The sequence below is a fragment of the Rhodococcus sp. NPDC059968 genome (assembly GCF_042738615.1).
GTDB lineage: Bacteria > Actinomycetota > Actinomycetes > Mycobacteriales > Mycobacteriaceae > Rhodococcus_F.
This window is the reverse complement of the sequence record NZ_JBHWUE010000120.1, coordinates 1-26,183: the sequence shown is the minus strand read 5'-3', so window position 1 is coordinate 26,183 and position 26,183 is coordinate 1. Positions and strand designations below refer to the sequence as shown.

Sequence of the window (26,183 nt, the reverse complement as noted above, 5' to 3'; positions counted from 1 at the left end):
ATCCGCAGCCCGTGCATCCAGACGTCGTCACCGACATTGACCACAGCAGTGATGCAATGGCCGGAATCGGCGCCCCCACCACCGGGCGCATCGGCACCGAGCAACCTCCGCACACCTAGCAGGAACCGGGCCCCACCCACCCCGCCAACCAATACAGTCACGTTCACGTTCCAGACCTCCGCCTACGACACGGGCTCATACCTCAGCCGGGGTGCTCGACGGTGTTGTGGTGTGGTCCTTCTCGGCCTTGATCGCCGCCAGCGCAAAGCAGCACAGCAGAGCGGCGAAGATCCCTATTCCCGAGAGCACCGAGAACATGACGATCGACGGTCGGCCGGCAATCAACCCGCCCAGGATCGGTCCGCAGACGCCTCCGATCCGGCCCACTCCTGCAACGAATCCGATAACGCTGGCACGGATGTCGGAGGGGAAGTAGGTGGCCACGTAGCCGAAGACGATCGGTTGCGTTCCGCCCGTCCCCGCCCCGGCGAGGAACAGAAAGACGTAGAGAACGGGCGACGGCAGGTGTACCGCAAGGGTCATGACGGCGATCGCGCCGACTGTGAAGGCGGCAAGAACTGCGCGACGTTCTCCGAACTTGTCCGCAATCCAGGAACCTCCGGACGCACCGGTGGCGGCTCCGAGGCTGAAGATCACCAGAAAGACCAATGCCGATCCGAGGGAGTAACCGCTGGCCTTCATGATCTGCGGCAACCAGGTGAGCAGTCCGTACCACTGGATCTGGCCACAGAAGGTCAGCGCGGTGAACACTGCCAGCGCTCCCCATCCGGTGGGTCCGAGATTCTTGAAGACGACGCGCAAGGTGGGGCGGTCGGCCGCGCCGTCCGAACGCAGAGCGTTCGGCGTGGGTACCCACCGCGCGAGCTTCACCGCGGTGATCGGTACCACGGTCAGCAGGGGAAAAGCGCCCCCGACGAAGAAGACGCCGCGCCAGCCCAGCACGTCGAGGAAGGCGAGGGCGGTGAGAGCGGCCAGGACGCCACCAATGGGTATGCCGGCCAGGATCACGCCGTTGAGGAAGTTCTTCCGGTCTGCCGGTGCGACGCTCATCGTCACCGCGACAGCGGTGGGCACGACCCCGCCGAGGCCGAACCCTGCGAAGAACCGGGCGGCACCCAGCAGTTCGGCGGTGGGTGCCACGGCGCACAGCATCATGCCGACGGAGAACCAGCTGACGCAGACCAGGAACAACCGCCGCACACCGTATCGGTCGGCGAGCACTCCGGCGGCGATGGATCCGATGCCCATCCCCAGGATCGCCGCACTGGCGATCACTCCGACCTGCGCGGTCGTCAGACCCCAATCTGCGTAGTGGAGTAGGTTCGGCGTCGCGGCACCGAAGATGGCGAGGTCGTAGCCGTCAGCGGCTATCGCGAGAAATGCCAGGGCGGCGACGCCCACATATGCAGGAAAGCTGAGCCGATTGTTCATGTGTCTCCTCGAAGAAAGTAAGGGAGCCGCTCTGAATACTGTTGGAGATGAAGAGAATCGACCATCGAGCACATTCCCACTCAGGCCGACCGAGAACACAGCGAGACACGCGATCGATGCTCGCGAGGTCACCGACAGGTCACCTCATCGAGCCGATCACCGCTGAATATGGATGAAAATCAGTGCGCCGAACCGAAAGTCAGGGCGCCACCGAGGACGAGTCGAACCGCTGTCGCGCCGACATCCGATCGAACGGGTGACCCAGACTGCGCAGCACGGCGCCCAGCGCAGCACCGGGATGTCCCAGTGCGGCGTCCAGTAGGTCGTCGAGATCGTCGACGTCCCGCCGCAGGGACTCGATGTTCGGGTCGAGCGTCTCCACCGCTCCGGAGCCCAGGTGCGCCAGGCGTGAGCGCTCCCCGAATTTCGGATCGAGGTCCACGCCCTCGGCGGCCGTCAGAAGACTTGTTCCCTCGCGTCTTCGGTCCGCCACGAATGTGCGCTCGTGCCGCCCGGCTACCTTCAGCGCGACGTCCAGGTCCTCGCTGCGAAGGCTCGGAAGATCGGCGGGCAGTCCCGCCAGCCGGCAGCGCGGCCACCACTCGCGGGCCCGGCGCCCACCTTCGCGCAGGGCGGCGTTCATACCCGGCGTGCCCGGTAATACGAGTGGGACGACACCCGGCGACCGCACGTGGGCCGCGTCCTGAATCCGGTCGACGACAACGAGCACCGCCTCCACCTGCGAGGCAGCCCGAACCTCAGAGACGGTGTCTCGGAACATTGCGCGAACCACCGCCTGCCGGGCTTCCGGCCGGAGCAGAAGTCGCGACTTCGCCGACGTGATGTCCCGCTGGGGAATCACGGCCACCCACGGCCCGCGGGGACCTCGACTGCGGGTTCCATCACTCTCGGGAGCTGGATGTGCGTTCACTGGCCGACCATCCCCACGGCGAGCGGCAGCACGGACCGCGCCCGGTCGTCGAATCGTCCTGCTGCAGCTGAGCGTTCGGCATCAACGTCTTCGTACGTGGTAGTGCGCTGCCGGACAGGTCGACCTGCCGCGCCGGCCATGTGGGTGATGTCGGCGATGGTCTTCATCGACCCGTTGGTCGAACCGGCCATCCTGCTGATGGTCTCCTCCATCAGGGTGCCTCCGAGGTCGTTGACCCCGCCGCGAAGTAGCTCCACACATTCGTCCGGACCGAGCTTGACCCATGAGCACTGGATGTTGTCGACCTGACCGTGCAACATCAGCCGGGCCAACGCGTGAACTGCGCGGTTGTCCCGTCGGGTCGGGCCCGGCCTTGCCAGACCTGCGAGGTAGATGGGTGAACTCTGGTGCACGAACGGCAATGGAACGAACTCCGTGAAGCCGCCCGTCTCCCTCTGGATGTCGAGCAGGACGCGAAGGTGACCGACCCAGTGCCGAGGCTCGTCCACGTGCCCGTACATCATCGTCGCGGTGGTGCGGATCCCGAGTTCGTGCGCGGTCTTGACCACCCGAATCCACTCGGCTGCAGGAAGTTTGCCCTTGGTCAGTACCCACCGAACCTCGTCGTCCAGGATCTCGGCGGCGGTGCCTGGCACGGAGTCGAGCCCAGCTCTGCGTGCCTCGGTCAGCCACTCGGCCACCGAAATGCCCATGCGCGAGGCCCCGCTCACGATCTCCATCGGCGAGAACGCATGTAGGTGGATCTGCGGGCTCCGGCGTTTCGTCTCGGCCGCCAGGTCGAGATGGATGGTACTGGGGAGGCCGGGGTCGATCCCGCCCTGCATGCAGATCTCGGTGGCGCCGACATCCCAGGCCTGAGCGACCCGCTCCCCCACCTCGGAGACGGAGAGCCGGTACGAATCGGCATCGCTGGCGCGTTGCGCGAACGCACAGAAACGACAGCCGGTGTAGCAGACGTTGCTGAAGTTCAGGTTCCGGTTGACGACATAGGTCACCGCGTCGCCCACTGTCGACTGCCGGACCTGATCTGCCAAAGCGCACAAGGCATCCAGATCCGCGCCGTCGCAGTGAATGAGTGCCAGAGCCTCGGCGTCGCTGAGACCGGCGGGGTCCCGCTCGGCCGCGCGCAAGGCGGCGAGTACCTCACTGCCCAGACGAGGATGGATGCCTGCCCCCGCACGTGCGGTCATCTCCTCGCCGAGCACGGTCCAGTCACCGAAGGCGTTGGCGAAGTCACTGCGGGTATCCGTACGCCGCCCTTCTGTGTCGATCTCGAGGTGCAGATCGGTTCTGCCACTGGACTCGCCCGGCGCAGCGTCCTGCCACGGTCGGCCCTCCGGGAGCACGTCGGCGGCCAGCCCGGTCTCCAGGTCGGCGAGCGCGAGCAGGTGGGGCCGGACTCGGGCGTCGATCCACCGCTCTCCCGCGAGAACGTACTGCGGCTGGACGGCGAGGCGCTCACGTAGCTCGAAACCGGCTGCAGCACTCAGTTCACTCAGTCGCTCGATCTCCGGCCAGGGCCGCTCGGGGTTCACGTGGTCGGGGGTCAGAGGCGATACCCCGCCCCAGTCGTCGACCCCCGCGGCCAGCAGCCGTCGCAGTTCACCTGGCTCCGACAGGTTGGGCGGGGCCTGAAGACGCATCGAGGGTCCGAGCAGGATACGGGCCACTGCGATCGTAGCGAGGTACTCGTCGAGGTCTGCGTCGTCGGCCGACCGCATCGCGGTATCAGGCTTGGCACGGAAGTTCTGGACGATCACTTCTTGGACGGCGCCGTACTGCCGTGCGATCCGGCGGATCTGGAGGATGGACTCCACGCGGTCGGCGTAGGACTCGCCGATCCCGACCAGGATTCCGGTCGTGAAGGGAATGTTGGTGCGGGACGCATCCTCGATGCAGGCCAGACGAACAGCGGGATCTTTGTCAGGGGAACCGTAGTGGCACCCCCCGGGTTCCGCCCACAGCGAGCGCGCGGTGGTCTCGAGCATCAGACCCATGGAGCCTGCCACCGGCTTGAGGCGCTGGAGTTCAGCCCAGGACATTATCCCCGGGTTCAGGTGCGGCACCAGACCGGTCTCCTCGAGCACCAGCACCGCCATGGCCCGCACGTAGGACAGTGTGTCGGCGTAGCCCCGCGACTCGAGCCAGTCGCGGGCGGCGTCCCACCTGTCCTCGGGCCGGTCGCCCAGCGTGAAAAGCGCTTCCTTGCAGCCCATCCGGGCGCCCGCACGTGCGATCTCGAGCACTTGGTCGGGAGAGAGGAACGGGTCGTCGACCCGCCCGGGGGTCGTCGCGAAGGTGCAGTAGTGGCAGCGATCGCGACACAGACGGGTGAGCGGGATGAACACCTTCCGGCTGTAGGTCACCACTCCTGGCCGACCGGCATCGAACAGGCCGGCCGACCGAACGCCCGCGGCGACCTCGCAGAGTCGGTCGAGATCGGCGCCGCGGGCACCGAGGAGGGCCTCGGCTTCCCCGGCGTCGATGGTCTTGCCGGCGCTCGCCCGCGCGAGCGCGCGTCTCAGACCCGTCACCTGCTCGCTCCTGTCCCCAAGCCCATGGACCGGGCGATGAAGTCGAGCTGGACCGAGGGAGGCCCAGCCACGACGCGCGCGATGATCCCGTCGGAGTGGTGCATCGGCAGGGCATGGTCGCGCACATAGCCGTAGGCGCCCTGGATCTGCATCGCCAGCGCAGAGGCCTCTGCATAGAGCTGACCGGAGAGGAACTTCGCCATGGTGCTCTCCACCTCGCACGGGAGGCCCGCGTCGAAGAGGTCGGCCGAACGGCGTACGGCGCACCGGGCCGCGTCGAGCCTGACGAACATTTCGGCGAGGGGCAAAGTCACGCCCTGGTAGCCCGAGAGTGCCTTGCCGAACTGCTCGCGGTCGTTGGCGTAGTGGACCGTCAGGTCGAGCACCGCGGCCACGCTGCCGAGGAAACCGGAGCTGATCATGATCCGCTCGAGCACCAGACGTTCCTTGAGGATCTGCCATCCTTCACCGGGCTCACCCAGCACCGCCGTCGACGGGAGGGCGACGTCCCGCAGGAAGACCTCGTAGATACCGCTGATGTTCCGGCCGAGTGCAGGCATCCGGCGGACCTCGACACCCGGATGGTCGACCGGCACGAGGAATACTGCGAGTTGGTCGCGCTTGCGGCCACCCCCGCCCACTCTGGCGACGAGTTCCATCACTGCGCCGGGCAGTCCCGCGCCCTCGCAATAAGTCTTCTGGCCGTTGAGGACCCACCCGTCCCCGACCTTCTCGGCGCGCGTCGCCACGCTTGCAGCGTCCGAGCCCACGTCGGGTTCACTGACGGCAATCGACAGGCGCGCGTCGCCGGCCAGCACCGGTGCACCGTACGTTTCCTGCTGTTCGGGCGTGCCCCAGCGGTGGATGTCGCGCAGCCCGCTGAGGTTCAGGTTGAACAGGGCCACGAGGTCGGAGCTTGCCTTGCCGATCTCCTCGCAGAGCGTGATCAGCAGGCCGGCCGTCCCCTCGACGATCTCGGCGCCGGCGCCCACGTCGTACCATCCGAGGCGGGCGATCTCGCGGTACAGGTGCTCGGGATACTTCCCCTCCTCGTCCCAGATTCGCACGTCGTGTGCGGGAGCGTGTCTGGCCAGGAACGCCCGGGCGGTGGTGCGGAGGTGCTCCTGCTCGTCGGTCTGGATGTGGATGCTAGTGCTCATGGCTGCCTTTCGAGGGTGGTCGGTCGATGGAGTGGGGCCGCTTCCAGGCGGAGAGGCCTGTTTTGAGATCGCGCAACAGCTCGGGAGGAAGGGCCGCGAGTCGGGCGGCCATCTCGCGTGCCTTCCCGTCGAGCGAAGCCTCGGGAATTACGTCCACCAGGCCGAGCCTGGCGAGATCGTCGGCGACAAAGCGCTCGTCCAGCGCAAGGAGCCGCAGCGCCCGCGCCGGGCCGACGGCGGCTTCGAGTCTGCGCACCGTGCTGTCGGGTGGCAGGAACCCGAGTGGGAGCTCGGGAAATCGGAACGAAGCGGCAGGCGAGGCCAGGGTGATGTCCGCTGCCGTGGCGATGGCCCACCCGGCGCCGACCGCGGCGCCCTGGACCGCGACCACTGCGGCCGGGTAGTCGCCCATGAGGTCGAGGCTCTCCTCGATCAGGCGACGCCGGAGGCCCGGCCGGCCGGTCGCCGTGCCGTCGTCCGAACGCACGTCTGCTCCTGCGCAGAACGCCGACCCTTCCGCGCGCACAAGAACGACACCGGCGCCCGCGCGTCGCCCCTCGGCAAGTCCGGCGACGAACGCCTGTAGCAGGGGGACGTCGAGGGCGTTGCGTGCCTCGGGACGATTGAGCGTCAGGACGACCAGACCGTCGAGTTGTTCGGCCGGGCACAGGTCCCGGGTTGCCTGCGTGCTGGCGCTCATGCGAGCTCCGGCAGGACCTGGGAGGTGAGGAGCTCGACCGCCTCGCGGGGGTCGGGGCCGACCGGGGCGCCGATGTAGGCCTCGGTGAATCCGGCGTCCTCCGCATACTCGAGCAACTCGGCCAGCGCCTCGATGCAGTCGCCGGGTGTGCCCGAGACGACGAGCTGGTCGGCGACTTCCTGCGGGAGGAGGTCGGCAGCTGCGTCTACGCCGTCACCGGCTTTGAGAGCCGCTCGGGTGGCGGCGTAGTCGGAGGGCTCGAAGCCGACCTGGTGCAGGTTCTCTGGAGGCTGTTGGCTCACAATGAGTGTCGCCTGTCGCCGTGCGGCCGTGCAGGCTTGGTCCCGGTCGGCCGACACGGACAGGTTCACGCCGTAGATCCGGGTGAATTCCCCCCGCCGACTGCGCTTTCGTCCCCGGTCGAGCGAATCGAGGTTGCTCACCGCGTCGAACTGGCCGCTGCGGAAGGCCGCGAGGCTATGGGCCGGGAAGTTGCTGGCGCAGATGACACCGTCGGCAAGCTCGCCGGCCATCTCCAGCACTTTTGGCCCGGCGCCGGCGACCACCACGCGCACGTCGGGCTTGCTTGTCCAGGAGAACGACGCCCGGGCATCCTCGCGCAATCCGAGGGCTGTGCAGATCTGTGGGTAGTCACCCATTCGGATCGCCTCGCCCTGCCAGAGAAGCCGGCACATCGCGATGAACTCGGCCACGCGCTCGATCGGATTCTGCAGCGACATGAGCGCACTCACCAGCCCACCCCCGGTGCCGATTCCCATGCTGACCCGGCGCCCTTCGGGCATGAACTCCGCAAGCGTGGCCATGCTGGACGCCATCTCGAGCGGGTTGCGCCCGAAGGGGAAGGTCACCGCCGTGCCTACCCCCACACCGGTGCGCGCAGCGATAGCGCCGAGGAGAACGGCAACGCCTCGGGATTGGAGCTGGTCACTGAGCCACACGGTCTCGAAACTCCGAGCAGCGATCTCGGCCACTTCCACCATCTGCGGCCCGTCAGCCCAACCATGGAGCTGAATGCCTTTGATCATCGGACTTCTCTTCATGATATTGAACTCGAATCACTATATGGAACAGGCTAAGGGCAGAGTACGGCGACGGTCAAGAGTCGGCACAATCTTTCTGGGCGCCGTTCAGGGGCGGGCATACGCCGGCGTGACCAGGAACGTGCTCCGGATCTCCGAGATGAGCGGCCCGTCGCTCTCCGTGCGCGCCTTCAGCGCACGCCACCGGGGGTCGGCTTGGAATCGGGCCCAATGGGCGTCCGCCGCCTCGGGGTCGGGGAACGCCAACAGGTAGACGATCCGGGCACGGTTGCCTGCCTCGTGCCAGAAGCCCTCGACCTGTAGCCCGAATTCCGCGAACAGCGCCAGGGTTTCGTCGGCGAACCTGCGGTGCAGGTCCTCGGCACGGCCCGGTAGGGCAACGTACTCACGCAGCTCGTGGATCATGAACAACCCCGTTCACAGCGAGACCGGAACGCGTCTTGTAGCGCCGGTTGACGTTGATGAGAACGGCGGTCAACGGTTCGAGCTGCCGCGCCACTCGCAGTGCTCCTCCGTCGATGCCCGGACGGCCGGTGATCGCGACTGCGAGCCGAGCCACCTCGTCCTTGGCGGGCCGATCGTCGCCGCACACGAGCACATCCTCGGGAAGAGGGCCCTCATGCTCCCAGAGGTTGATCGCCGACAGGTGGTGGAACGCAGCGACTACCGTGGCATCGGGCACAAGGTCGCGCAGTTGCTCGGCAGCACTGCCTTCCTCGACGTCCAAACCGTAGGCCCCGGACTTGTCGAAGCCGAGCGGGTTCACGCAGCTGACGACGAGCTTGCCCGCGAAGGCGGGTGCCAGTTCCGAGACCAGCTCACGGTGGCCGTTGTACGGGACGACCAGCAGGATGATGGGACAGTCGGCGGCTGCCGACGCATTGTCGGCGGCGCTGACCAGGGCGCCGTCACCGGCGCGTCTGCGCACCTCGACTGCCGCCTCCTCCGCGCGTTCGACCGAACGCGATCCGATCACGACGGGCCAACCGGCCGCCGCGAACCGGTAGGCCAGCCCCTTTCCCTGGGGTCCGGTGCCGCCGACGACGGCGATCTTGCTGCTCTTCATCTATGTCTCCTACACACGTTGGACGGGACACCTCTGGCGCGTTGCACCGGAGGCGGGCAGCCGACCGTTGAGGGTCGACTCGGAGCGGCGGGCCCCGGTGGGGCCGCCGCATGAAGAAAATGGGGGTTGGTCAGCCGCGCCCGGCGCCGAGGTCGGGTGCCCCGACCGGAGTCGGGTAGTCCTGGGGGATGCTGCCGCCGATATGCGAGCTGATCTCCCGCGAAGCGGTTACGAGGTAGTCGGCGATCCCGGCCACACCCTCGACCGTGAGGTCGTCACCTATACCGAGCAGGGCAATAAACAGGCACGGCTCGCCGTCTCGGTCGAACACCGGGACCCCCACGACGTTGAGTTCCGGTCGATATTCGCCGTAGACCGCGCCGTAGCCCTGCACCCGGAGCTCCTCGAGCTCGTCGGCGGGATGCGCCACAAGCTCTGGGCGACCCCGGCTCGGCCATGCTGCCGCGAGTCGGCTGATCAACGGAGTATCTCGGTCGAAGCGCGCGCCCACCTCGATGGTGACCTTGACGGCCTTGCGGCTCTCGATCTTCGCGATCGCCGTGAAGTGCCCGTCCGGCATCGGCTGGATGGCGAGACATGCCAGCTCGGTCCGCTCGGCCAACCACTCCATGTACGTCCGCGACGCTGCGACCGCCGACGTTCGCGCGATCGCAGCGACCCCGAACTCCACGAGCAGCGGGCCGAGGTTGTACCGACGCGTCTCCTGGTCGTACACGACGAGGCCCTCGACGACCATGGTCCGTAGCAGGACCGACGCGGTGCTCTTCGCAAGAGCGCAGCGCTTGGCCAACTCGGTGAGCGTGGCTCCGGCGGACTGCTGGACCAGCGTCTCGAGCACGCGGGTGGCGCGCGAGACGGCGGGCACCAGTTGCTCGCTGGATTGCTCGCCCCGCTCGTCAGTCGCGCTGCTTCCCGGGACTTCTGCCTTGGTCAAGGGTTCCTACCTTCGTCGCGCGGATGCTGTCAGCTGACCGTAGCGGCCTGCCCCACCAGTTCGGCGAAGTGGAACAGCGTGCCGTCGGGATCGCGCGCGAAGAGCAGCCGCCAGCCCTTGACTCCGTCCGGACCCATGATCGTCTGCGGCGAGTGCAGGAATTCGACACCGTCGTCCACGAGCCGTGCATACTCGGCGTCGATGTCGTCGGTGAGAATCGAGAATCGGCAGAGGCCCGGGTGCACGAGGTCGCTCTGCGCTCGACCCTCGGAACGTGCGTCCCTCCACTCGATGAGGTCCAGCATGGCCTCGTCCGGGGAGTCGTTCAGGCGCAGGTGCGCGAAGCGGAGCTTGCTGGCACCCTCGACCATGAACGCCCGCGCAAGGTTGCTGTCCTCCACCTCCCGATCCTGCACTACCTCGAAACCGATCCGCCGATAGAAATCGATCGATTTGTCCATGTCGGTCACATTGATGCCGACGTGCCAGAACTTTCGCATTGCTTCGTCCTTCTTCTTCTTGTACTTCTCTGTTCGGGTGGGTGGGTGGATGGCGCTCCGCCGGGGGCGCGGCAGTCGCCGAGCGCTCAAGTCGGAGGCGGCACCAGTTCCCGGCGCCGGACCTTTCCGGTCTCGGTGCGCGGCAGCGCGGCGACTGCCTCTATCTCGCGGGGGCGTGCGTGTGGACCGACCGCGGCCGCGACGAGTTCACGAAGCTCTTTCGAAATCTCCTCGGTGAGCTCTCCGGCAGCGAGGTGCACGAACGCCTTGACCTGCTGCCCCATCTCCGGGTCGGGCAGACCCACCGCCGCCGCGTCCAGGACCTGTGGGTGACGCTTCAGGGCCTCTTCGATCTCGGCCGGGCCGATGCGGTAGCCACGACTCTTGATCACGTCGTCGGCGCGGCCGAGATACTCCAGCCGGCGCCCATGTGCGAGCCGCGCCAGATCGCCTGTCCGGTGCCAACCCCCGGCAGGGGGTACCACACGAGCTGACGACGAGTCCCAATAGCCGAGGAGCGCAACCGGATCCGGAAGTTCCAACGCGATCTCCCCGACCTCACCGGGCGCGACGCGGGCGCCCTCCTCGTCCAGGAGCGCGATGCGGTGCCCGGGATACGGGGCGCCCATGGTTGCGTCGTCGACGGATCCGAGAGCCGCGGAGTCGCCGATGAGGGCGTTGGCCTCCGTCTGGCCGTAGGCCTTGTTGACGCAGTCACTGAGGTGGCTGCGGGCCCAGCCGAGTTCCGCAGCACCGGCGGGCTCTCCCCCGGTCACGACCGCGCGGAGGCGTTGCCGGGCCGATTCCCCGTGCTCGGCGAACATCCGCAGCACCGACGCGGGAAGGAAGGCGGTTGTCACGCCGAAGCGGGCCATCATGTCCAGGGTGGCGGCGGCGTCGAAACGCTGTGGCCGGTGAGCCACGACGGGGACGCCGAACGACCACGGGACCAGCAACCCGAGCATCAGGCCGCCGATCCAACCCCAGTCCGCGGTGCCGAAATACACGTCACCCGGCCTGAACAGCTCGAAGGCGTAATCGACCCCCGCGTGCCCGAGCAGGACACGGTGACCGTGCACGATGCCCTTGGCCGGACCGCTGGTGCCCGACGTGTACATCAGCACGGCAGGATCCGAGGACCGCCCCGGCACCGGGGCCAACGGGTCGACCCGGCGGGCCAGGTCGCCGAGCGGTGTGCCGCGGGCGCCGTCCACCGTGAGCACGTCGACGTCGCGCAGTGAGCACCCGGTCGACTCGAGCCGGTCGACGCCCGGACCGTCCGTGACCAGCACGGTCGCACCCGAGTCGGCGAGCCTGTGCGCCACCGAGTTACCGGTGAGCAGTCGCGGGACGGGCACGAGCACGGCCCCGGCGACGAGCACCCCGAACACGACCTCGGCGGCCTCCACCGAGGGGTCGAGGTACAGGACCACGCGGTCACCGGGCTCGACCCCGCGGGCGCGGAGGACACCCGCGATGCACACAGCGGCGTGCTGCACCTGACCGAACGTCACCGCCTCGGGCGCGTGGGTCCCCTCGCGCAGCACGGCCACGGCGTCGGGGTCGCGTGAGAAGAGGGCGTCCTCGGTGATCGTGTAGTCCGCCGCCGGCTCCCAGTCCTGAACGTGGCGGGCGTCGATCAGCCGTCCCACGATCTGTGGCCGGGACGGCCCGGAGGTCAATCCAGGCGTGCCCATATGCTCTTCTCCTTGGTGAAGCTCTCGATGGCCGCCTGGCCGAGGTCGCTGCCGTAGCCGCTCTGTCCGAAGCCGCGGTACGGCGACGCGGGGTTGAGCACTCCCCAGGTGTTGATCCACACGTTGCCGGCGTCGAGGGTCTGCGCGAACCTCAGTGCGCGGCCCACGTCGCGGGTGAAGACGCCCGCGGCCAGCCCGTAGATGGTGTCGTTGGCGAGGGTGATCGCCTCGTCCTCGCCCTCGAACGGCAGCACCGACAGCACGGGTCCGAAGATCTCCTCCCGGGCGATGCGCATGTCCGCGGTGACTCCGGCGAACAGCGTCGGGCGGTAGTAGAAGCCCTGCTCCGCAGCTCCGGTCGGCGACTGGCCGCCGCCGCTGATCAGCTTGGCGCCCTCGTCTGTTCCGGCGACGACGTACGAGTGGACCGATTCCCGTTGCGCGGCACTGACCAACGGCCCGATCTCCGTTTCGGGGTCGAGGGGGTCGCCCACCCGGGCAGCCTCGACCCGCTTCTGGACGAGTTCGACCACCTCGTCGTAGATGGGCCGCTCGACGAGCAGCCGGCTCGCAGCCGTGCACGTCTCGCCCTGGTTGCCGTACATCGCCTGGAAGACCACGGCGGCGACCGCCTTCGGGGACGAGTCGCCGAAGGCCACGAGCGCCGACTTTCCGCCGAGCTCGAGCGAGGTCGTGATGAGGCGGTCGGCCGCCATCCGGCCGATCTGCTGGCCGACCTCGGTCGATCCGGTGAACGTCACCTTGCCGACCAGTGGGTGCTGCACCAAGGCGTTACCCGCCACCGAGCCCCGACCGGGCAGGACGTTGACCAGCCCGGGCGGCAGCCCGGCCTGGAGGGCGAGCTCGCCGAGTGCGACGGGCACGAGCGGTGCGAGCTGCGCAGGCTTCAGCACGATGGCGTTGCCCATCGCGAGAGCCGGCGCGATCTTCCAGACCGCCTGCACTGCAGGGAAATTCCACGGGGTGATGGCACCCACCACGCCGATCGGCTCACGCAAGGTGTAGTTCAGGAAGCGGCCGGGAGCCGGCGTCGTGCGGCCCTCGATCTTGGTCACGAGGCCCGCGAAGTACTCGAGGGTCTCGATCATGATCGGCAGGTCGACGCCCAACGACTCGCGGATGGGCTTGCCCATGTCCCGGCTCTGCAGCTGGGCGAGCTCGGTCTTGTGTTCCTCGATCAGCGCGGCGTAGCGGAACATCAGACGGGTCCGCTGGGCCGGACGCATGCGCTGCCACGCCTTGGCCGCGACCTTCGCGGCCTCGACGGCACGCGCGACGTCGTCGGCCGTGGCCTCGGCCACGGTGGCCAGGTGCGACCCGTCGGCCGGGTTGATCGAGTCGAACGTCGCCCCCGTCGACGATGGGCTCAGTTGGTCGCCGATGACGAGGGGAACTGTCGAGGTGAGTGCCTGCACAATTCTCGTCCTTTCTTCCGCCGGGCCGTCAGGCCAGGTTGTGTGCGGTGGGGAGGACGGCGTCAGCGAGTTCGGCGAGCTCGTCCATGGTTGCTTCGAGGGTGTCGTGCTCGAACGACGTGTCGCAGATGAAGTGGGTGACACCGAGGTCGCCGTACGCTTCGATCGTCTCGGCGTTGTAGGGTGCCGTCCGCAAAGGCCGTGCGGTGAGCGTGATTTCACTCATGTCGCGGCCCGCCTCCTCCACGTACTGCCGCAGGGTGGCCAGGTAGCCGGCGTACTCCTCCGGCGCGATCGCCAGTGGGTGCCAGCCGTCACCGATGGCGGCGATGCGGCGCAGCGAGGCGGTGCTGTACCCGGCGAACCAGACGGGGATCGTGCCCCGCACCGGCTTCGGATACATCTTGAAGTCGTGGAGATCGTAGAACTCGCCGGAGAAGTCGACCTCGTCTTCCTTCCACATGTGCCGCATCGCGTTGACCATCTCGGTGGTCCGCTTCCCGCGGTCCTTGAAGGGCGCTCCCAGCAGCTCGAACTGCTCCTTCATCCAGCCCACGCCGATGGCGACCGACAGCCGGCCGCGCGACATCACGTCGATGCTCACCAGCGTCTTGGCGGTCTGGACGAGCGGACGCCACGGCAGGATCAGGCACGATGTGCCGAGCTCGATCCGCTCGGTCGCGGCCGCCGCCCACGTCAACGATGTGAGACAGTCGAGGTACGGCGTGGCCGGATCCCACAAGAACTTGCCGTCCTCGGTGTACGGGTACGGCGTCTCGACTCGGGTCGGCAAGGCCACATGATCGGTCATCCAGAGGGAGTCGAAGCCGATCTTCTCAGCGAACCGCGACACCTCCGTGATCGCTTCGGGCCCTGCCCACGGTCCCGCTCCCGGGATCCTGATTCCGACCTTCATTGATGGTTCCTTTCGCCATGTTCTGTGGTCATCGGACGACCCCTTCGGCCCGGAGGGCCTCGATACGGTCGTCCTCGTAACCGAGATCGTTGAGAATCTCGGTGGTGTGCTCGCCCAACGACGTCGGTGGACGATGCACGTGTCCCGGGGTGCCCGAGAGCTTGACCGGGAGACCCGGGACCCGCAGCGGTCCGAGCTCGTCGTGGGTGATGTCGACGACGAGGTCCAGCGCCTGGATCTGGGGATGCCTGACGGCCTCGTCGTAAGCGAGAATCGGGGCACAGATGATGTCGTGTGCCGAGAGCAGTGCGACTACGTCGTCACGATCGCGGGCAGCGAACCACGGTGCAACGGCGGCGTCGAGAGCCTCACGGTTCTCCAGTCGGGATGCGGCCTCCGTGAAGCGCGGATCGTCGACGAGAGCCTCGGCACCCATCGCCTTGGCCAGCTTGACGAAGTGGCGGTCGTTGAAGGCAACGACGTGTACCGCACCGCCGTCACGGGTCGTATAGGCGTTGTACGGCGCGTAGAAATTGCTGCCGTTGCCTACCTTGCCCTGAATGTAGTCGGCGAGGAGGTACTGCCCCAGCCACGGCGTCTGTAGATGGAACAGCGCCCCCACCAGGGACACCGAGCCGCTTTGCCCCTCCCCCGTGCGCTGTTTCGCGAAGAGCGCGACGAGGGCGGCGATCGCGACCAGATAGCCGGCCGCGCTGTCGGCGACGGGCGGCCCAGCCTTGAGCGGCGTCCCGGAGCGCTCACCGGTCGCCTCCATGAAACCGGTGAGGGCCTGAGCGACCGGGTCCATTGCGGGACGACCCGCGAGGGGGCCGCTCTCGCCGTACCCGCTGACATTGAGGCAGATCAGGTGAGGGTGCCGTTCGCGAAGCTCGGCGGCAGTCAGCCCGAATCGCTCACGTACCGCCGGCAGCATGTTCTCGATGAGCACGTCCGCTGTCGCGCAGAGCTCGTGGAACAGCTCACGACCCGCCGCCGTACGAAGGTCGAGCGCGAGGGCGCGCTTGTTTCGGTTCACGCCGGAATAGACACCACTCATGCCGTCTCGTCCGGGCCCGAACGTCCGTGACTCGTCGCCACCGATCGGCTCGACCTTGATGACGTCGGCACCGAAGTCGGCGAGCAGCGACGCACCCAAGGGGCCGGCGACCATCGTCGCGGCGTCGACTACCCGGATGCCCGACAGCGCCTCGGTCTTTTGGGTGAACCCCATCACAAGCTCCGTTCATCATTCTGAACTGACATCATTATTTGGAACACCACGGACGTTACGAGCACGGTTGCTCGCTGTCAAGAGGGGAGGACGTCTTTGGATGTCGGGGGATGGCGAGCGACTCGGTCAGGCCTCTTGGCCGATACCCGAGACTCAGCACCGTGGACCACGAATCTCGCGGTTACGGGACCAGGACATTCCGTGAAATCGTCACGAAGCGACAGCACATTGGGGCACAACCTCTTTCGCTTCGAAGCGTCAGGCCATCCAATCCACTGCGTCCATCACCGGAGCCCAGCGCCACCGGCACGGCCCGCCTACGCCACAGTCCCGAACCGCTGCACGGGGCGAAGCCTCACAGCACCGCGGGCAGTAACGCCCGGGTGCCCGGCGTGGTCGCGTTCGTCGCCGACTATCGCGTTCAACTCGAGCGGATGTGTTTCATTCAGTCGTCGGTCCGCTCCACGACCCAGGCCGCGACCTGCGCCCGGGAGGTGAAACCCAGCTTGGCCAGGATGTGCTCCACGTGCCCTTGCGCGGTGCGCGGTGAGATCACCAGGCGGTCGGCGATGGCCTGGTTGGTCAGGCCTTCCGCGATGAGGTCGGCGACCTGACGTTCCCGCTTGGTCAGTCGCGTCGACCCGCCGGTGGCGGGTGCGGGGGTGCTCGGCGGTTGCTCTCGAAGGGCGTAGGCGATGGCCGCGTCGAAGCCGAGTCCCTGCCCCTTGCGGTGGGCCGCCGCGAATCCTTTGTCCCCGAGTCTCTGTCGAGACTTCTGTTCGCATTCCTGATGGTAGACAAGAAGATCGGAATATATCACCACGGCGCTTCCCACCGACCGCGCCAGCTCTTCTGCGGCTCCCAGCAGAACCGCAGCCCTCGGTTCGTCACGCAGGCCGCAGGCGATCCAGGCCAGCGCCTCGAGACATGAGGCGGCGACACGTGGGCCGTGTACTTGCCGGGTCACCTCCAGCGACTGCTCGATCACTCGGACCGCGCGATCGCCGTCCCCATGCCGCCACAGGGCAATACCCAGGGCCCACAACGAGTGCGACCGATACATTCTCTCGCCGTGCTGCTCCGTGATCGCGAGAACGCGCTCGAGACGTTCGATCGCCCGGTCCGTCGAGCCGCGTAGTCCGTACGCCAACCCCAACGGATACAAGACGGCCACTTCGAGCGTTCGGTCACCACGCTCGCCGAACTCCGCGAGAGCGGTTTCGAGGTGCGAAGACGCACGCGGCAGATCACCGCTGTAGAGGGCATGCATGCCGTCGGCGTAGGCAACGAGAGCGCGCATCATCGGATCGTTCGTGCGCGCGGTGAGAGCCCGCGCCTCAGCCAGGAGCGCGGCTCCGGCAGGGAGATCACCCTGCACGTTGGCCATCATGCCGGCGCGTTGAAGAGCCCTGACCCACTCGACGGTCGGTGGCCCGCTCTGGCGGGCGAGCAACTGGCCGAACCAGCGACGCCCCTCGTTGTAGAGGCCCTGGGAGCCCCAGAACAAGAACAGCGCAGCAGCGGTGCGCAGACCGGCGACGGGATCGTCGTCGACGCCGAATTCGAGGGCCTCCCTCAGATTCGGCTGTTCCCGCTTCAGCCGGGCAATCCAGTCGAGTTGGCGGGCGCTGATCCATTCAGCCTCCGCGGCCAGCGCCAACTCCTCGTACCAGTCCCGGTGCCTGCGGCGCATGGGCAGGGATTCGCCGGTCTGCTCGAGTTTCTCGTAACCGTATTCGCGGAGAGTCTCGAGCATCCGAAAGAGCACCACCGACCCGGATTCCTCCCGGATGAGGATCGACTTCTCCACCAATGACGTCAGCGTGTCCAGCAACTCGCCCGCGGCTAGACCCTCGCCACACACCTGCTCCGCGGCATCGAGTTCGAAGCACCCCGCGAACACCGCCACCCGACCCCATATCAGTTGTTCGCTCGCGGTGCACAGCTCGAAGCTCCAGTCGATACACAACCGCAGCGTCTGCTGCCGCGTCGGCGCACCCCGGTTGCCGCGGGTCAGCAAGGTGAAGCGATCGGTCAGCCGCTCGAGGATCTGCTCGGGCGACATCGCCCGCAACCGCGCCGCCGCCAATTCGATCGGCAGCGGCAACCCGTCGAGCCGGAGACAGATCCCCGCCACCGCCGCCGCGTTCTCCTCGGTGAGCGCGAATCCCGGAACCGCGGCAGCGCCGCGTTCGACGAACAACGACACCGCATCGTATCGGGACAACCCCCGCAGGGAGGGCCGCCGCTCCGGATCCGGGACGGCCAGCGGGGGGACCCGCAGCACCGCCTCCCCGCCGATGACCAGGGGTTCACGGCTGGTGGCCAGAATCCGCAGACCCGGGCACACACGCAACAGGGCCTCCGCCAGTTCCGCCACGGCGTCCACCATGTGCTCACAGTTGTCGAGGACCAACAGCACCTCTCGCGGTGCGAGGAACTCGATCAGGACCTCACGCAACGGCCTCGCCGATTGGTCTCGCAACCCCAGTGCGCCGGCCACTGCGTCGACCAGCGACGACTCGTCGCGCAATTCACCCAATCCGACGAGCCGAACACCGTCGGCGTAGTCGCGCTGGACACTTGCCGCCACCCGCATCGCCAGCCGCGTCTTGCCCACACCCCCGATCCCGATCAACGTCACCAGCCGGGACCCGGCCAGCAGGTTCTTCGCCTCGGTGAGCTCATGTCGGCGGCCGACGAAACTGGTCAGTTCCAGGGGAAGACGTCCCGTCGCGCCCAGCGTGGAGGAAACCGCCGACCGAGGTCGGCCGGACTCTGGTTGTGCGTGGTCGGTTGCCGTATCCGGGGCGGTGTGCAGGGCCATCTCATCGACTGGAAAGCCATGATCGAGTTGGAGCCGTCGCAGTTCCTCACCGAAGGCGGCGGCGGTGGCCGGGCGCTGATTCGGGGTCCGGGACATCGCCCGTGCGATCGTGTCGGACACATCGTCGGGGATTCCGTGCTCACGCAGATCGGGCACCTCTTGCGTGGTGATCCGCAGGAACTGCGCGACCACCTGCTCACCGCTGCGGCGTTCGAAGGCGGCGTGGCCGGTGAGGGCGCTGAACAGGGTGGCGCCGAGTCCGTAGACGTCAGCCGGCGGGGTGGGTGGATCACCCCCGAGCACCTCCGGCGCGGTGTAGGCCGGCGATCCCTGCACGGTGCCGGTGGCGGTCTCGAAGCCGCCGGTGATGTGCGCGATGCCGAAATCGGTCAACGCCGGTTCTCCGTAGTCGGTGAGCAGGATGTTCGCCGGTTTGACGTCGCGATGGAGGATGCCGAGCCGGTGCGCCGACTCCACCGCACCCGCGATCTTCACACCGAGGCGCAACGCCTCCTCTACCGGCAGCGGACCGCGGCGGCGGATCCGCACGTCGAGCGAACCCTGCGGGTGGTAGGGCATGACGATGTAGGGAAGGCCGCTTTCGGTGGCACCGACTTGCAGGACGCCCACGATGTTCGGGTGTCCGGTCAGCCGGCCCATCGCCCGCTGCTCCCGGAAGAACCGTGCCCGGTTCTCCTCGTCGAGCTCGACGGTGAGTACCTTCACCGCCACCGTGCGGTCCAGTTCCGCCTGGGTGCAGCGGTAGACGACACCGAAACCGCCGCGCCCGATCTCCTCGGCGTCATCGAAACCAGCCGCGCTCAGCTCCGAGGCCACAACAGGAACGACGTACCGCTGCGTATCGCGCGGATCACCTTCACCCATCGGAACGGTCTACTCACCCCGTCGGCTCGTGGTTCCCGCACACTGGTCCCGACGGCACGACCAGCGCAAAACCAACCGTGAACTCACCTCTCGATCGCGTGCATTCAAGGATATAGCCGCGGAACCTGAGCGTGGCAGCATGTGAGGATCCCCGATTCTGCCGAACCACACCTACCGAAGAACGGTTGTTCGCAGCTCACAGTCCGTCGACAAGCCCCTCGACAACGGTGGCACACGTCTCTGGTCGACCGCCCGATTTCACGAGCACGCTGAGACCGATGACGGAGGCCAGCAGTTGTCGAGCTGCAACGTCGGCGGGCCGGCTTCTGTCGAACTCCCCGGACTCCTGTCCATGCACGATTGCGCGCTTGAAGATGGCTTCGATCCCAGTGAACAGCTCGTTCGCTATGAGGTTCACCTCGTCGTCGACAGTGCCGAGTTCTGCCGCAGCATTGACCATGACGCAACCACGCCGGTGCTCGCCAATCCCGGCAAGAACAGCCATCGCCACCTCGAGGCGAGGCCCCAACGGGCCAGGTGCGGCGAACAGATCGGTGAGGTACTCGAGGCGCATCTCGCTGTAGCGCCGAAGCGCTCGCACGAACAAGGCGTGTTTGCTCCCGAATGTGTTGTACAGGCTGCCTTTGCCGATTCCCATCTCGGCGGCGAGCTCCTGCGGAGTCGTCGCGGCGTATCCCTGTAGCCAGAACAGATCCATCGCCTTGTCAATCGCCACATCCGTCTCAAAGCGCATCGGTCTCGCCACGGAAATAGGTTAACTCGCGATCTTGGTTGACCTCAAGGTCAAGAACTAATAGGGTGGCTCGCAATTGTCTTTGACCTCTAGGTCAAGAACTCACTCCATCGAAATCCGGGGGTCTACACCCCAGTCAGGAAGGCATTTCATTGTCTGCTCAACACTCGATCGCCGCCCTCGAGCCACGCGCGCGGACCCTTTTCCCGCTGAACACGCTCGCGATTCCCTTGGGCCTTGCCGGACTGGCCCAGGCCTGGTCGGTCGCCACGACCGCGCTCGGCACCCCATTCGCGCTCGTCCAGGCGTTCTGGCTGATCGCAGCGCTCGCCTGGATCTCGACAGCCACAGCGCACGCGCACCGCGCCAAGCGCGCCACCCAACGAATCTCGCATCAGCTCACACACTTCGCTCACGGTCCGCTTGCGGCGCTTCTTCCGCTCTCCGCGATGCTGCTGGGAGCACAGCTGCACAGCACGCTTCCACTTGCCGGTACAGCGCTGACCCTGGTCTCCATCACTGCCGCAGCCGCATTCGGCGCTTGGATGATGAGCTTCTGGATGCGCGGAGAGATGGCGCTCGAATCCGTGCACGGCGGCTACTACCTACCCATCAGCGCAGCCGGCCTCGTCGGGGCGTTCGCCACAGCCCGAATCGGTCTCGACTGGCTCGCTATCGGAAGCTTCGCGATCGGCCTGTTCTTCTGGGTGGTGATTTCCATGCTTCTGTTCCTCAGGCTCGCGTTGCGCCCCACCATGCCTGCGCCTCTCGTCCCGACGCTCGCAATCATGATCGCTCCGCCTGCAGTTGGCGCTGCAGCATGGCTCACCATCTCGAACGGGCAACCCGACGCCCTGTCCATTGCGCTCACAGCCATCACGGCATTCATGGTCATGGTCCAGGCGCCCTTGCTGTCGCGCTACCGCGCTCTGCCGTTCTCGCACGGTTTCTGGTCGTTCACTTTCCCCGTGGCGAGTGTCGTTGCGCTCGCGATCACCTGGCTTCACATCGTTCAACCGCTCGCCTGGCAAGCGATCACAACCGGATTACTCGGTGCCGTGACGATCCTCGTGGCGCTGATCGCGACGAAATCCATCCGGTTCATCCACAAGAACTCGCGTCGCTCCACGCAGTGACTGCGTCGGTCATTTCTGGCGACCGAGTGAACTTAGTGCCGCCATCTCGGCGCTTGACAGGTTCTGAACCTCCTCACTATCGTCCTGATATTCCAAATATGGAATTGGGTTCATAGTAATGAACACATTGTCACGCTGAGCGAGCTCGCTGGGAAGGAACGGCAATGATTCTCCTGGGGTATCGCGATCACAACGTCCACGAATTGGTGTGCCACGAGATCGCAAATCGAGCGGGCTACTACGACCGTCTGGGCATCGAAGTGAAAGCGGTGCCCGGCTCGGACCATCCGGAAGCAGCGCTGTCCGCGGGGCTTGGTGGCTCGCTGGTCGAAGCAATTCGGGGACAACGCCGATGGAAAGTTGCGCTCGTCCACACCCTTCACCCGCTGTTCTGGATCTGGACACGAAAGGCGGGGACACGATCGGCTGGTCCGACCGCCCTGGCCAGCCATCCGGAAGGATCGATCGTGTGTGCATTTACTCAGAAGGTCCTGAGTGCCCGCTGGGCAGCGGACGAAGTCCCGTCGGTCCTGCACTTCCCCGCAGGAAGCACGGGCGATCACCAGCGACTGGAGGCACTGAGGTCCGGAGCAGCTGACGCAGCTGTACTCGGCTCCGCTTTCGCCCCCAGCGCCCTGTCACGGTTCGGGCTCACCGACTCGTTGTTCTTCGGCGACGCCCTGAGGTTCCCCACCGCAGGTGTCGCGGTCGACTGTGAGAGAACCAGCCTCGACCACCCGTCGGTAGGAAAGATCGTCGCCGCCCAGACGGCAGCAATCGCGAAGGTAAGGAGCCGAGACCCTGTGGCACTCGATGCCGTGGCGTCGCTGCTGCACGACAGCAGCCGGACAGATGCGCAGCGCTTGCTGGCGGACTACCTGTCCCCTCAGTACGGTCCCGATCCACGCGATGTCCGAGCAGTTGGTGCGGATGCGCTCGAATGGCTGGCGGGCGCACTGCAAACCGGTGCGCACACCGCCACAGACTTCTACGAGGCGGTTCGGTGACTTCTTCACGACGCGAGCAACTGGTCGTACACGCGCTACTCGGGAGCCACGGCACGACGGTCACCGCGCGCAGGCACGAACTGACGATCGACGAAGCCCCGCGATACGGCGGGCACGATTCCGGCGCAAACCCGGTCGAGCACATGCTCGCCGGTCTTGCCGCTGCCTCACTGGTGGTACTTCGGCTGCTCGGCGAGGTCGCGATAGCCGAGTCTGCCACGCTCACAGTGTCCGCGACCTTGAACGTCGACCGCGTGATGGGAACCGACAACGGCGCCGTCATCGAAGTGATTCGCCTGGACTGGCACGTGGCGAACGCCGAGCACGCCGAGCGCTTGCGTGCGGCACTTCCCCACCTTGCGAGTCGTCGACCGGGGCAAGCACTGATCGATGCTGCATCCGTATCCGCGGAAGAGGTGTCCATCCGCGAATTGACGACGGCGGACGGGTAGCCAACGCGATCTCGCGGCTTTGTCAGAGATCGAGAACGAGGTCGGTTTCGGGTTGCGAGCAGCACAAGAGGGTCGTGCCTGGCATCGGGGGCTCCAGAGGGTCTGGGCGGTATCGGACGGTCCCGGAGAGAATCGGCGTCTGGCAGGTGTGGCACACGCCGGTGCGACAGGACCAGCGGGTCTGAACGTCACAGGCTTCGGCGAAATCGAGGACGGTGCTGTACCCATCGCTCCATGGCGCGGTGAGCCCGCTGCGGGTGAAGGTGATGCGAGGCCCGGTGCCGACGGGCCCTGGGGGCTGGTGCGGCGGGGTGTGGGTGGCGTCGGTGAGTCCAGGGTTGATGGCCGCGAGTGCGCCGAACAGCTCGGTGTGGATGTGGTCGGAGTCCACACCGATGTGCATGAGTGCCTCGCGCAACGCGGCCATGAACGTGTTGGGACCGCACAGGTAGGTGGTCGCGTTGGTGGGCAGGGCTAGAGCGGCCAAAGCTTCGCGGTTGAGGCGACCGGCTACGGCCGGTGGATCCAGGACCACCGTCGGGCTCTGGGCGGTGTAGTAGATGTGTTCATGACCTCGATCGAGGCTGGTCAACAACTGGTGCGCTTCGGCCGCGAAGGCGTCTTCGGCGGCTGAATGGGCGGTGCGCAGCCACCAGATGTCGCGCTTGCTGTGTGCTGCGGCGAGTGCATGCAGCATTGCCAGAACGGGGGTCACCCCGACTCCGGCCGAGAGCAGGAGCACGGGCGTGGTGTCGTTGCGGTCTTCGGGTAGGACGAAATCGCCGCGCGGGGAGGCGACGTCGACAGTGTCGCCGACGCGCAATCGCGTGTGGAGATAGGTACTGACGAGTCCGTGGGTCTCGCGTTTGACGCTGATGCGGTACTCGTTGCCCGACGCGGCGGCGGACAATGAATAGTTGCGCACCGGTGGTGGGTCGGCGGCACCGGCGACGCGGAGGGTGAGGTACTGGCCGGGTTTCGGCCGGGTCAGCGGGGCGTCGTCGCGTGATGCCAGGTGGATCGACGCCACGGTTGCGCTCTCGGGAACGATCCGTGACACGCGCAGCGGTCGGAAGCCGGCCCAGCCGTCCGATTCGGCGCCGGCGGGCGGCTCGCCGGCGCGTGTCTGGTGCTCTGCAGCGTCGAGCAGATCGCGAAACGATCCGTGCCAGCCGGGGCTGAGCGCGGGGATGTCGAGCGCATTGCGGAGTTGATCGACGTCTCGGTCGGGCAGGTAGAGCAGTGCGTCGATCGTGGCGACGCTCATGCGGTGTCGGCCGATCCGGGTGCGGATGATTTCGTCGCCGGCCTGCACGTGGCCTTCGGTGATGACCCGGAAGTAGAACCCGGGGCGGTGGTGGGCCACGAGCAGCGCCGGCATCTCGGGTTCCCCCAGGCGCATGCCGACCCGGTAACAGGTGACGCGTGGCTGAGTGATCTCGAACTCGGCGTCACCGATGCGATAGCGGTCACCGATGTGCACCTCGTCGTCGGGTAGGCCGTCGACGGTGAAGTTCTCACCGAACTGGCCGTATTCGAGATCGTCGCGACCGAGATGACTCCGCCAGAAGTCGTAGGACTGACATTGGTAGACGAGCACGGCACGAATTTCTCCGCCGTGACCGTCGAGGTCGCCTTGACCGTCGCCGTCGATGTCGAGCGTGCGGACCATGCGTGGACCGTCGACGGGGTATTTGAAGATGCCCGTGTGGACGGTCCGGCCTTGCCAGGGCACGTCCTTCGGCATACCGACGTTGAGTGACTGTAGGCGTGCCATTGTGCTTGCCCCTTACTGTTTCGCGCGGAACGGGTCGCCGGAGGTGTCCCTCGTTCGCGTCCCGCTCATCGCGATGAGCACCTTCGTCAACGACCACCGACCACCTCGTCCGCATCTGTCATCCGGTCGGCTCAGACGTGTCATGTCGCAGAACATCCTATATTCGACTGTGATCTGCGCCACTCCACGGCCCGATGGGGTGTGCGTCGACAACATTGCGGATCGGTGTGCGCCGGGGAACGAGCACGGTCAGGATTGCACCGACGACGGCCGGAACCGCGAAAGCCGCCAGTTGCCAGTTGGTTCCGGTACCGATCGCGACGAGGACACCACCGTAGGTGGGGCCTACGATCGCTCCGATCCGTCCCACACCCAATGCCATACCCAGTCCGGTGGCACGGCTCGTTGCGGGGTAGTGACTACCGATGAACGTGTTGAGAAGGATCTGGGTGCCCGTCGTGCCGACGCCGGCGAGCATCACCAACAAGTAGACGACGGCCAACGGCGGAGCGGTGGCAACGAGCAGTAATGCGATCGCGGCGCACAGAAAGAATGCCGCGGTGACGGGTTTCATCCCGTAGCGGTCAGCGAGCACGGCGCCGCCGAGGGCGCCGAGGGCGCCTCCGATGTTCAGGGTCAGGAGGAAGGACAGGGACGCGCCCAGTGGGTATCCGGCCGATTTCATCAGCGCGGGTAGCCAGGTCGCCACGCCGAACAACACCAGCAAACAGAGAAGCGTCATGCACCAGAACAGGAGGGTCGTGAAGGTGCGGTCGGTGCCGAAGAGCGCGCGTAATCCACGTTCTCGGCTGGGCGCGGTGGATATCGGGGCGGCAGTGTGTGCGAGGCGATACCGGTCGGCAACCGCAGCCGCGGCGGCATGCTCTCCACGGGAAGCCAGGTAGGCGGGTGATTCCGGGAGGAACGCGAGCATCAGGGGCAAGAACATCAGGGCCGGCACCATACCGGCGAGAAACATCGATCGGAAACCGTGTGTGGGCACCAGCCACAGGGAAAGCACTCCGGCGAGTATGCCGCCGATGCAGGTGCCGACGAACCCCATGGCCACGGAACGGGCCCGGGCACGAGGTTCGGCGAATTCGATCAGAGTGGCGGCGGCTGTGGGCATGAGGACACCGGCGCCGAGTCCGACGGCGAAGCGTCCCGCCCCGAACAACTCGGGCGTCGGTGCGATCGCGCACGCACCCATGGCCGTCGAGAACATGACGACGGCGGCGAGGAGGGTGCGGCGTCGTCCCCACCGATCGGCAACCGCCGCGGCAAGAAGGGCGCCGACCAGCATGCCGATGCCGGTCAGCGAGCCCAGCATCCCGACGTCGGTGGCGTCGAGGTCCCAGGGGGTGTATGCGAGCAGTGACGGAACCACTGTTCCGTACATGAGTAGGTCGTAACCCTCGAGGATGAGGGCAATCAGGCAGAGCCCGACAACGGGGGCGGTGGGTGAGATACGGGCACGCATCGGTTTCTCCGCTCGGAGGGTAGCCCAGACCAACGACCGCGGTGACCTGCGGAAGAAGTCAGGTCACTGCGGCGCGAGGTCCGGAATAGCGAGTTGTGGTCGTCTGACTAAGCCCAGATGCACCGATCAACTGATGAGGTCGGTGTGAATGTGGTGTGCGGCAGCGTGTGGGGTGCGGGCATCGGTGATCGTCCGACCTCTCGTG

Annotated in this window: 22 protein-coding genes; 3 read left to right on the top strand and 19 right to left on the bottom strand. The window is 66.7% G+C overall.

Translation table 11 applies throughout. The features are described 5' to 3' along the window. The 17 genes from ACFWAY_RS46500 to ACFWAY_RS46420 all read right to left on the bottom strand — a co-directional run. Nucleotides 1-167 (bottom strand): 2-phospho-L-lactate transferase CofD family protein (locus ACFWAY_RS46500; protein WP_378515372.1); only part of this gene is annotated, 167 nt, incomplete at its 3' end. A 28-nt stretch (nucleotides 168-195) separates the two neighbouring features. Then, nucleotides 196-1,452 carry an MFS transporter gene (locus ACFWAY_RS46495; protein WP_378515370.1) on the bottom strand — a complete coding sequence of 419 codons (1,257 nt, stop codon included), beginning with the start codon at nucleotides 1,450-1,452 and terminating at the stop codon, nucleotides 196-198. Between the two features lie 199 nt (nucleotides 1,453-1,651). Next, on the bottom strand, nucleotides 1,652-2,383 hold the full coding sequence (gene cofC / locus ACFWAY_RS46490) for a 2-phospho-L-lactate guanylyltransferase (protein WP_378515368.1): 732 nt from the start codon (nucleotides 2,381-2,383) through the stop codon (nucleotides 1,652-1,654). Continuing rightward, a complete protein-coding gene (locus tag ACFWAY_RS46485; RefSeq protein ID WP_378457522.1) occupies nucleotides 2,380-4,938 on the bottom strand; it encodes a bifunctional FO biosynthesis protein CofGH in 2,559 nt (852 codons plus the stop codon). The genes cofC and ACFWAY_RS46485 overlap by 4 nt, the downstream gene beginning before the upstream one ends. Beyond that, nucleotides 4,935-6,098, bottom strand: coding sequence for an acyl-CoA dehydrogenase family protein (locus tag ACFWAY_RS46480; protein WP_378515367.1), 1,164 nt, complete (start codon nucleotides 6,096-6,098; stop codon nucleotides 4,935-4,937). The genes ACFWAY_RS46485 and ACFWAY_RS46480 overlap by 4 nt, the downstream gene beginning before the upstream one ends. Then, nucleotides 6,088-6,798: an enoyl-CoA hydratase/isomerase family protein gene (locus tag ACFWAY_RS46475; RefSeq protein WP_378515366.1), complete on the bottom strand. Its 711-nt coding sequence runs from the start codon at nucleotides 6,796-6,798 to the stop codon at nucleotides 6,088-6,090. Before ACFWAY_RS46475 ends, ACFWAY_RS46480 begins: the two co-directional genes overlap by 11 nt. Next, a complete protein-coding gene (locus ACFWAY_RS46470) occupies nucleotides 6,795-7,844 on the bottom strand; it encodes an LLM class flavin-dependent oxidoreductase (RefSeq protein WP_378515365.1) in 1,050 nt (349 codons plus the stop codon). Before ACFWAY_RS46470 ends, ACFWAY_RS46475 begins: the two co-directional genes overlap by 4 nt. A gap of 102 nt (nucleotides 7,845-7,946) precedes the next feature. Beyond that, nucleotides 7,947-8,264, bottom strand: coding sequence for an NIPSNAP family protein (locus tag ACFWAY_RS46465; RefSeq protein ID WP_378457518.1), 318 nt, complete (start codon nucleotides 8,262-8,264; stop codon nucleotides 7,947-7,949). After that, nucleotides 8,245-8,925: an NADPH-dependent F420 reductase gene (npdG, locus tag ACFWAY_RS46460; RefSeq protein WP_378515364.1), complete on the bottom strand. Its 681-nt coding sequence runs from the start codon at nucleotides 8,923-8,925 to the stop codon at nucleotides 8,245-8,247. The genes ACFWAY_RS46465 and npdG overlap by 20 nt, the downstream gene beginning before the upstream one ends. Nucleotides 8,926-9,055: 130 nt before the next feature. Next, the gene (locus tag ACFWAY_RS46455) at nucleotides 9,056-9,880 is read right to left on the bottom strand and encodes an IclR family transcriptional regulator (protein WP_378457516.1); all 825 of its coding nucleotides are present in this window, start codon (nucleotides 9,878-9,880) and stop codon (nucleotides 9,056-9,058) included. A gap of 29 nt (nucleotides 9,881-9,909) precedes the next feature. Then, nucleotides 9,910-10,380, bottom strand: coding sequence for a VOC family protein (locus ACFWAY_RS46450; RefSeq protein WP_378457515.1), 471 nt, complete (start codon nucleotides 10,378-10,380; stop codon nucleotides 9,910-9,912). Nucleotides 10,381-10,466: 86 nt separating this feature from the next. Further along, nucleotides 10,467-12,077, bottom strand: a complete 1,611-nt coding sequence (locus tag ACFWAY_RS46445) for an AMP-binding protein (RefSeq protein ID WP_378457514.1) — start codon at nucleotides 12,075-12,077, stop codon at nucleotides 10,467-10,469. Beyond that, nucleotides 12,059-13,513 carry an aldehyde dehydrogenase family protein gene (locus ACFWAY_RS46440; protein WP_378457513.1) on the bottom strand — a complete coding sequence of 485 codons (1,455 nt, stop codon included), beginning with the start codon at nucleotides 13,511-13,513 and terminating at the stop codon, nucleotides 12,059-12,061. The genes ACFWAY_RS46445 and ACFWAY_RS46440 overlap by 19 nt, the downstream gene beginning before the upstream one ends. Nucleotides 13,514-13,541: 28 nt before the next feature. Further along, nucleotides 13,542-14,429 (bottom strand): LLM class F420-dependent oxidoreductase, encoded by an 888-nt coding sequence (locus ACFWAY_RS46435; protein ID WP_378457512.1) that lies wholly within the window; start codon nucleotides 14,427-14,429, stop codon nucleotides 13,542-13,544. 28 nt (nucleotides 14,430-14,457) lie between these two features. Next, on the bottom strand, nucleotides 14,458-15,660 hold the full coding sequence (locus ACFWAY_RS46430; protein WP_378457511.1) for a CaiB/BaiF CoA transferase family protein: 1,203 nt from the start codon (nucleotides 15,658-15,660) through the stop codon (nucleotides 14,458-14,460). A gap of 445 nt (nucleotides 15,661-16,105) precedes the next feature. Beyond that, on the bottom strand, nucleotides 16,106-19,372 hold the full coding sequence (locus ACFWAY_RS46425; protein WP_378515363.1) for a protein kinase: 3,267 nt from the start codon (nucleotides 19,370-19,372) through the stop codon (nucleotides 16,106-16,108). A gap of 196 nt (nucleotides 19,373-19,568) precedes the next feature. After that, nucleotides 19,569-20,108, bottom strand: coding sequence for a TetR/AcrR family transcriptional regulator (locus tag ACFWAY_RS46420; protein WP_378515362.1), 540 nt, complete (start codon nucleotides 20,106-20,108; stop codon nucleotides 19,569-19,571). A gap of 170 nt (nucleotides 20,109-20,278) precedes the next feature. Here ACFWAY_RS46420 and ACFWAY_RS46415 point away from each other — a divergent pair, with 170 nt between their 5' ends. From ACFWAY_RS46415 to ACFWAY_RS46405, 3 genes are all read left to right on the top strand, one after another. Next, the gene (locus tag ACFWAY_RS46415) at nucleotides 20,279-21,262 is read left to right on the top strand and encodes a potassium-tellurite ethidium and proflavin transporter (RefSeq protein ID WP_378457508.1); all 984 of its coding nucleotides are present in this window, start codon (nucleotides 20,279-20,281) and stop codon (nucleotides 21,260-21,262) included. Between the two features lie 164 nt (nucleotides 21,263-21,426). Continuing rightward, entirely contained in the window at nucleotides 21,427-22,269 is an 843-nt protein-coding gene (locus ACFWAY_RS46410) for a hypothetical protein (protein WP_378515361.1), read from the top strand. After that, nucleotides 22,266-22,721 carry an OsmC family protein gene (locus tag ACFWAY_RS46405; RefSeq protein ID WP_378457506.1) on the top strand — a complete coding sequence of 152 codons (456 nt, stop codon included), beginning with the start codon at nucleotides 22,266-22,268 and terminating at the stop codon, nucleotides 22,719-22,721. Before ACFWAY_RS46410 ends, ACFWAY_RS46405 begins: the two co-directional genes overlap by 4 nt. Nucleotides 22,722-22,743: 22 nt before the next feature. On the opposite strand, the gene ACFWAY_RS46400 is transcribed toward ACFWAY_RS46405, so the two are convergent. Together ACFWAY_RS46400 and ACFWAY_RS46395 are read right to left on the bottom strand one after the other, a co-directional pair. Continuing rightward, nucleotides 22,744-24,498, bottom strand: coding sequence for an MOSC domain-containing protein (locus ACFWAY_RS46400; protein WP_378515359.1), 1,755 nt, complete (start codon nucleotides 24,496-24,498; stop codon nucleotides 22,744-22,746). Between the two features lie 157 nt (nucleotides 24,499-24,655). Beyond that, complete coding sequence (locus ACFWAY_RS46395; RefSeq protein ID WP_378515357.1) at nucleotides 24,656-25,978, bottom strand: MFS transporter; 1,323 nt, start codon at nucleotides 25,976-25,978, stop codon at nucleotides 24,656-24,658. Between the last annotated feature and the right edge of the window lie 205 nt (nucleotides 25,979-26,183).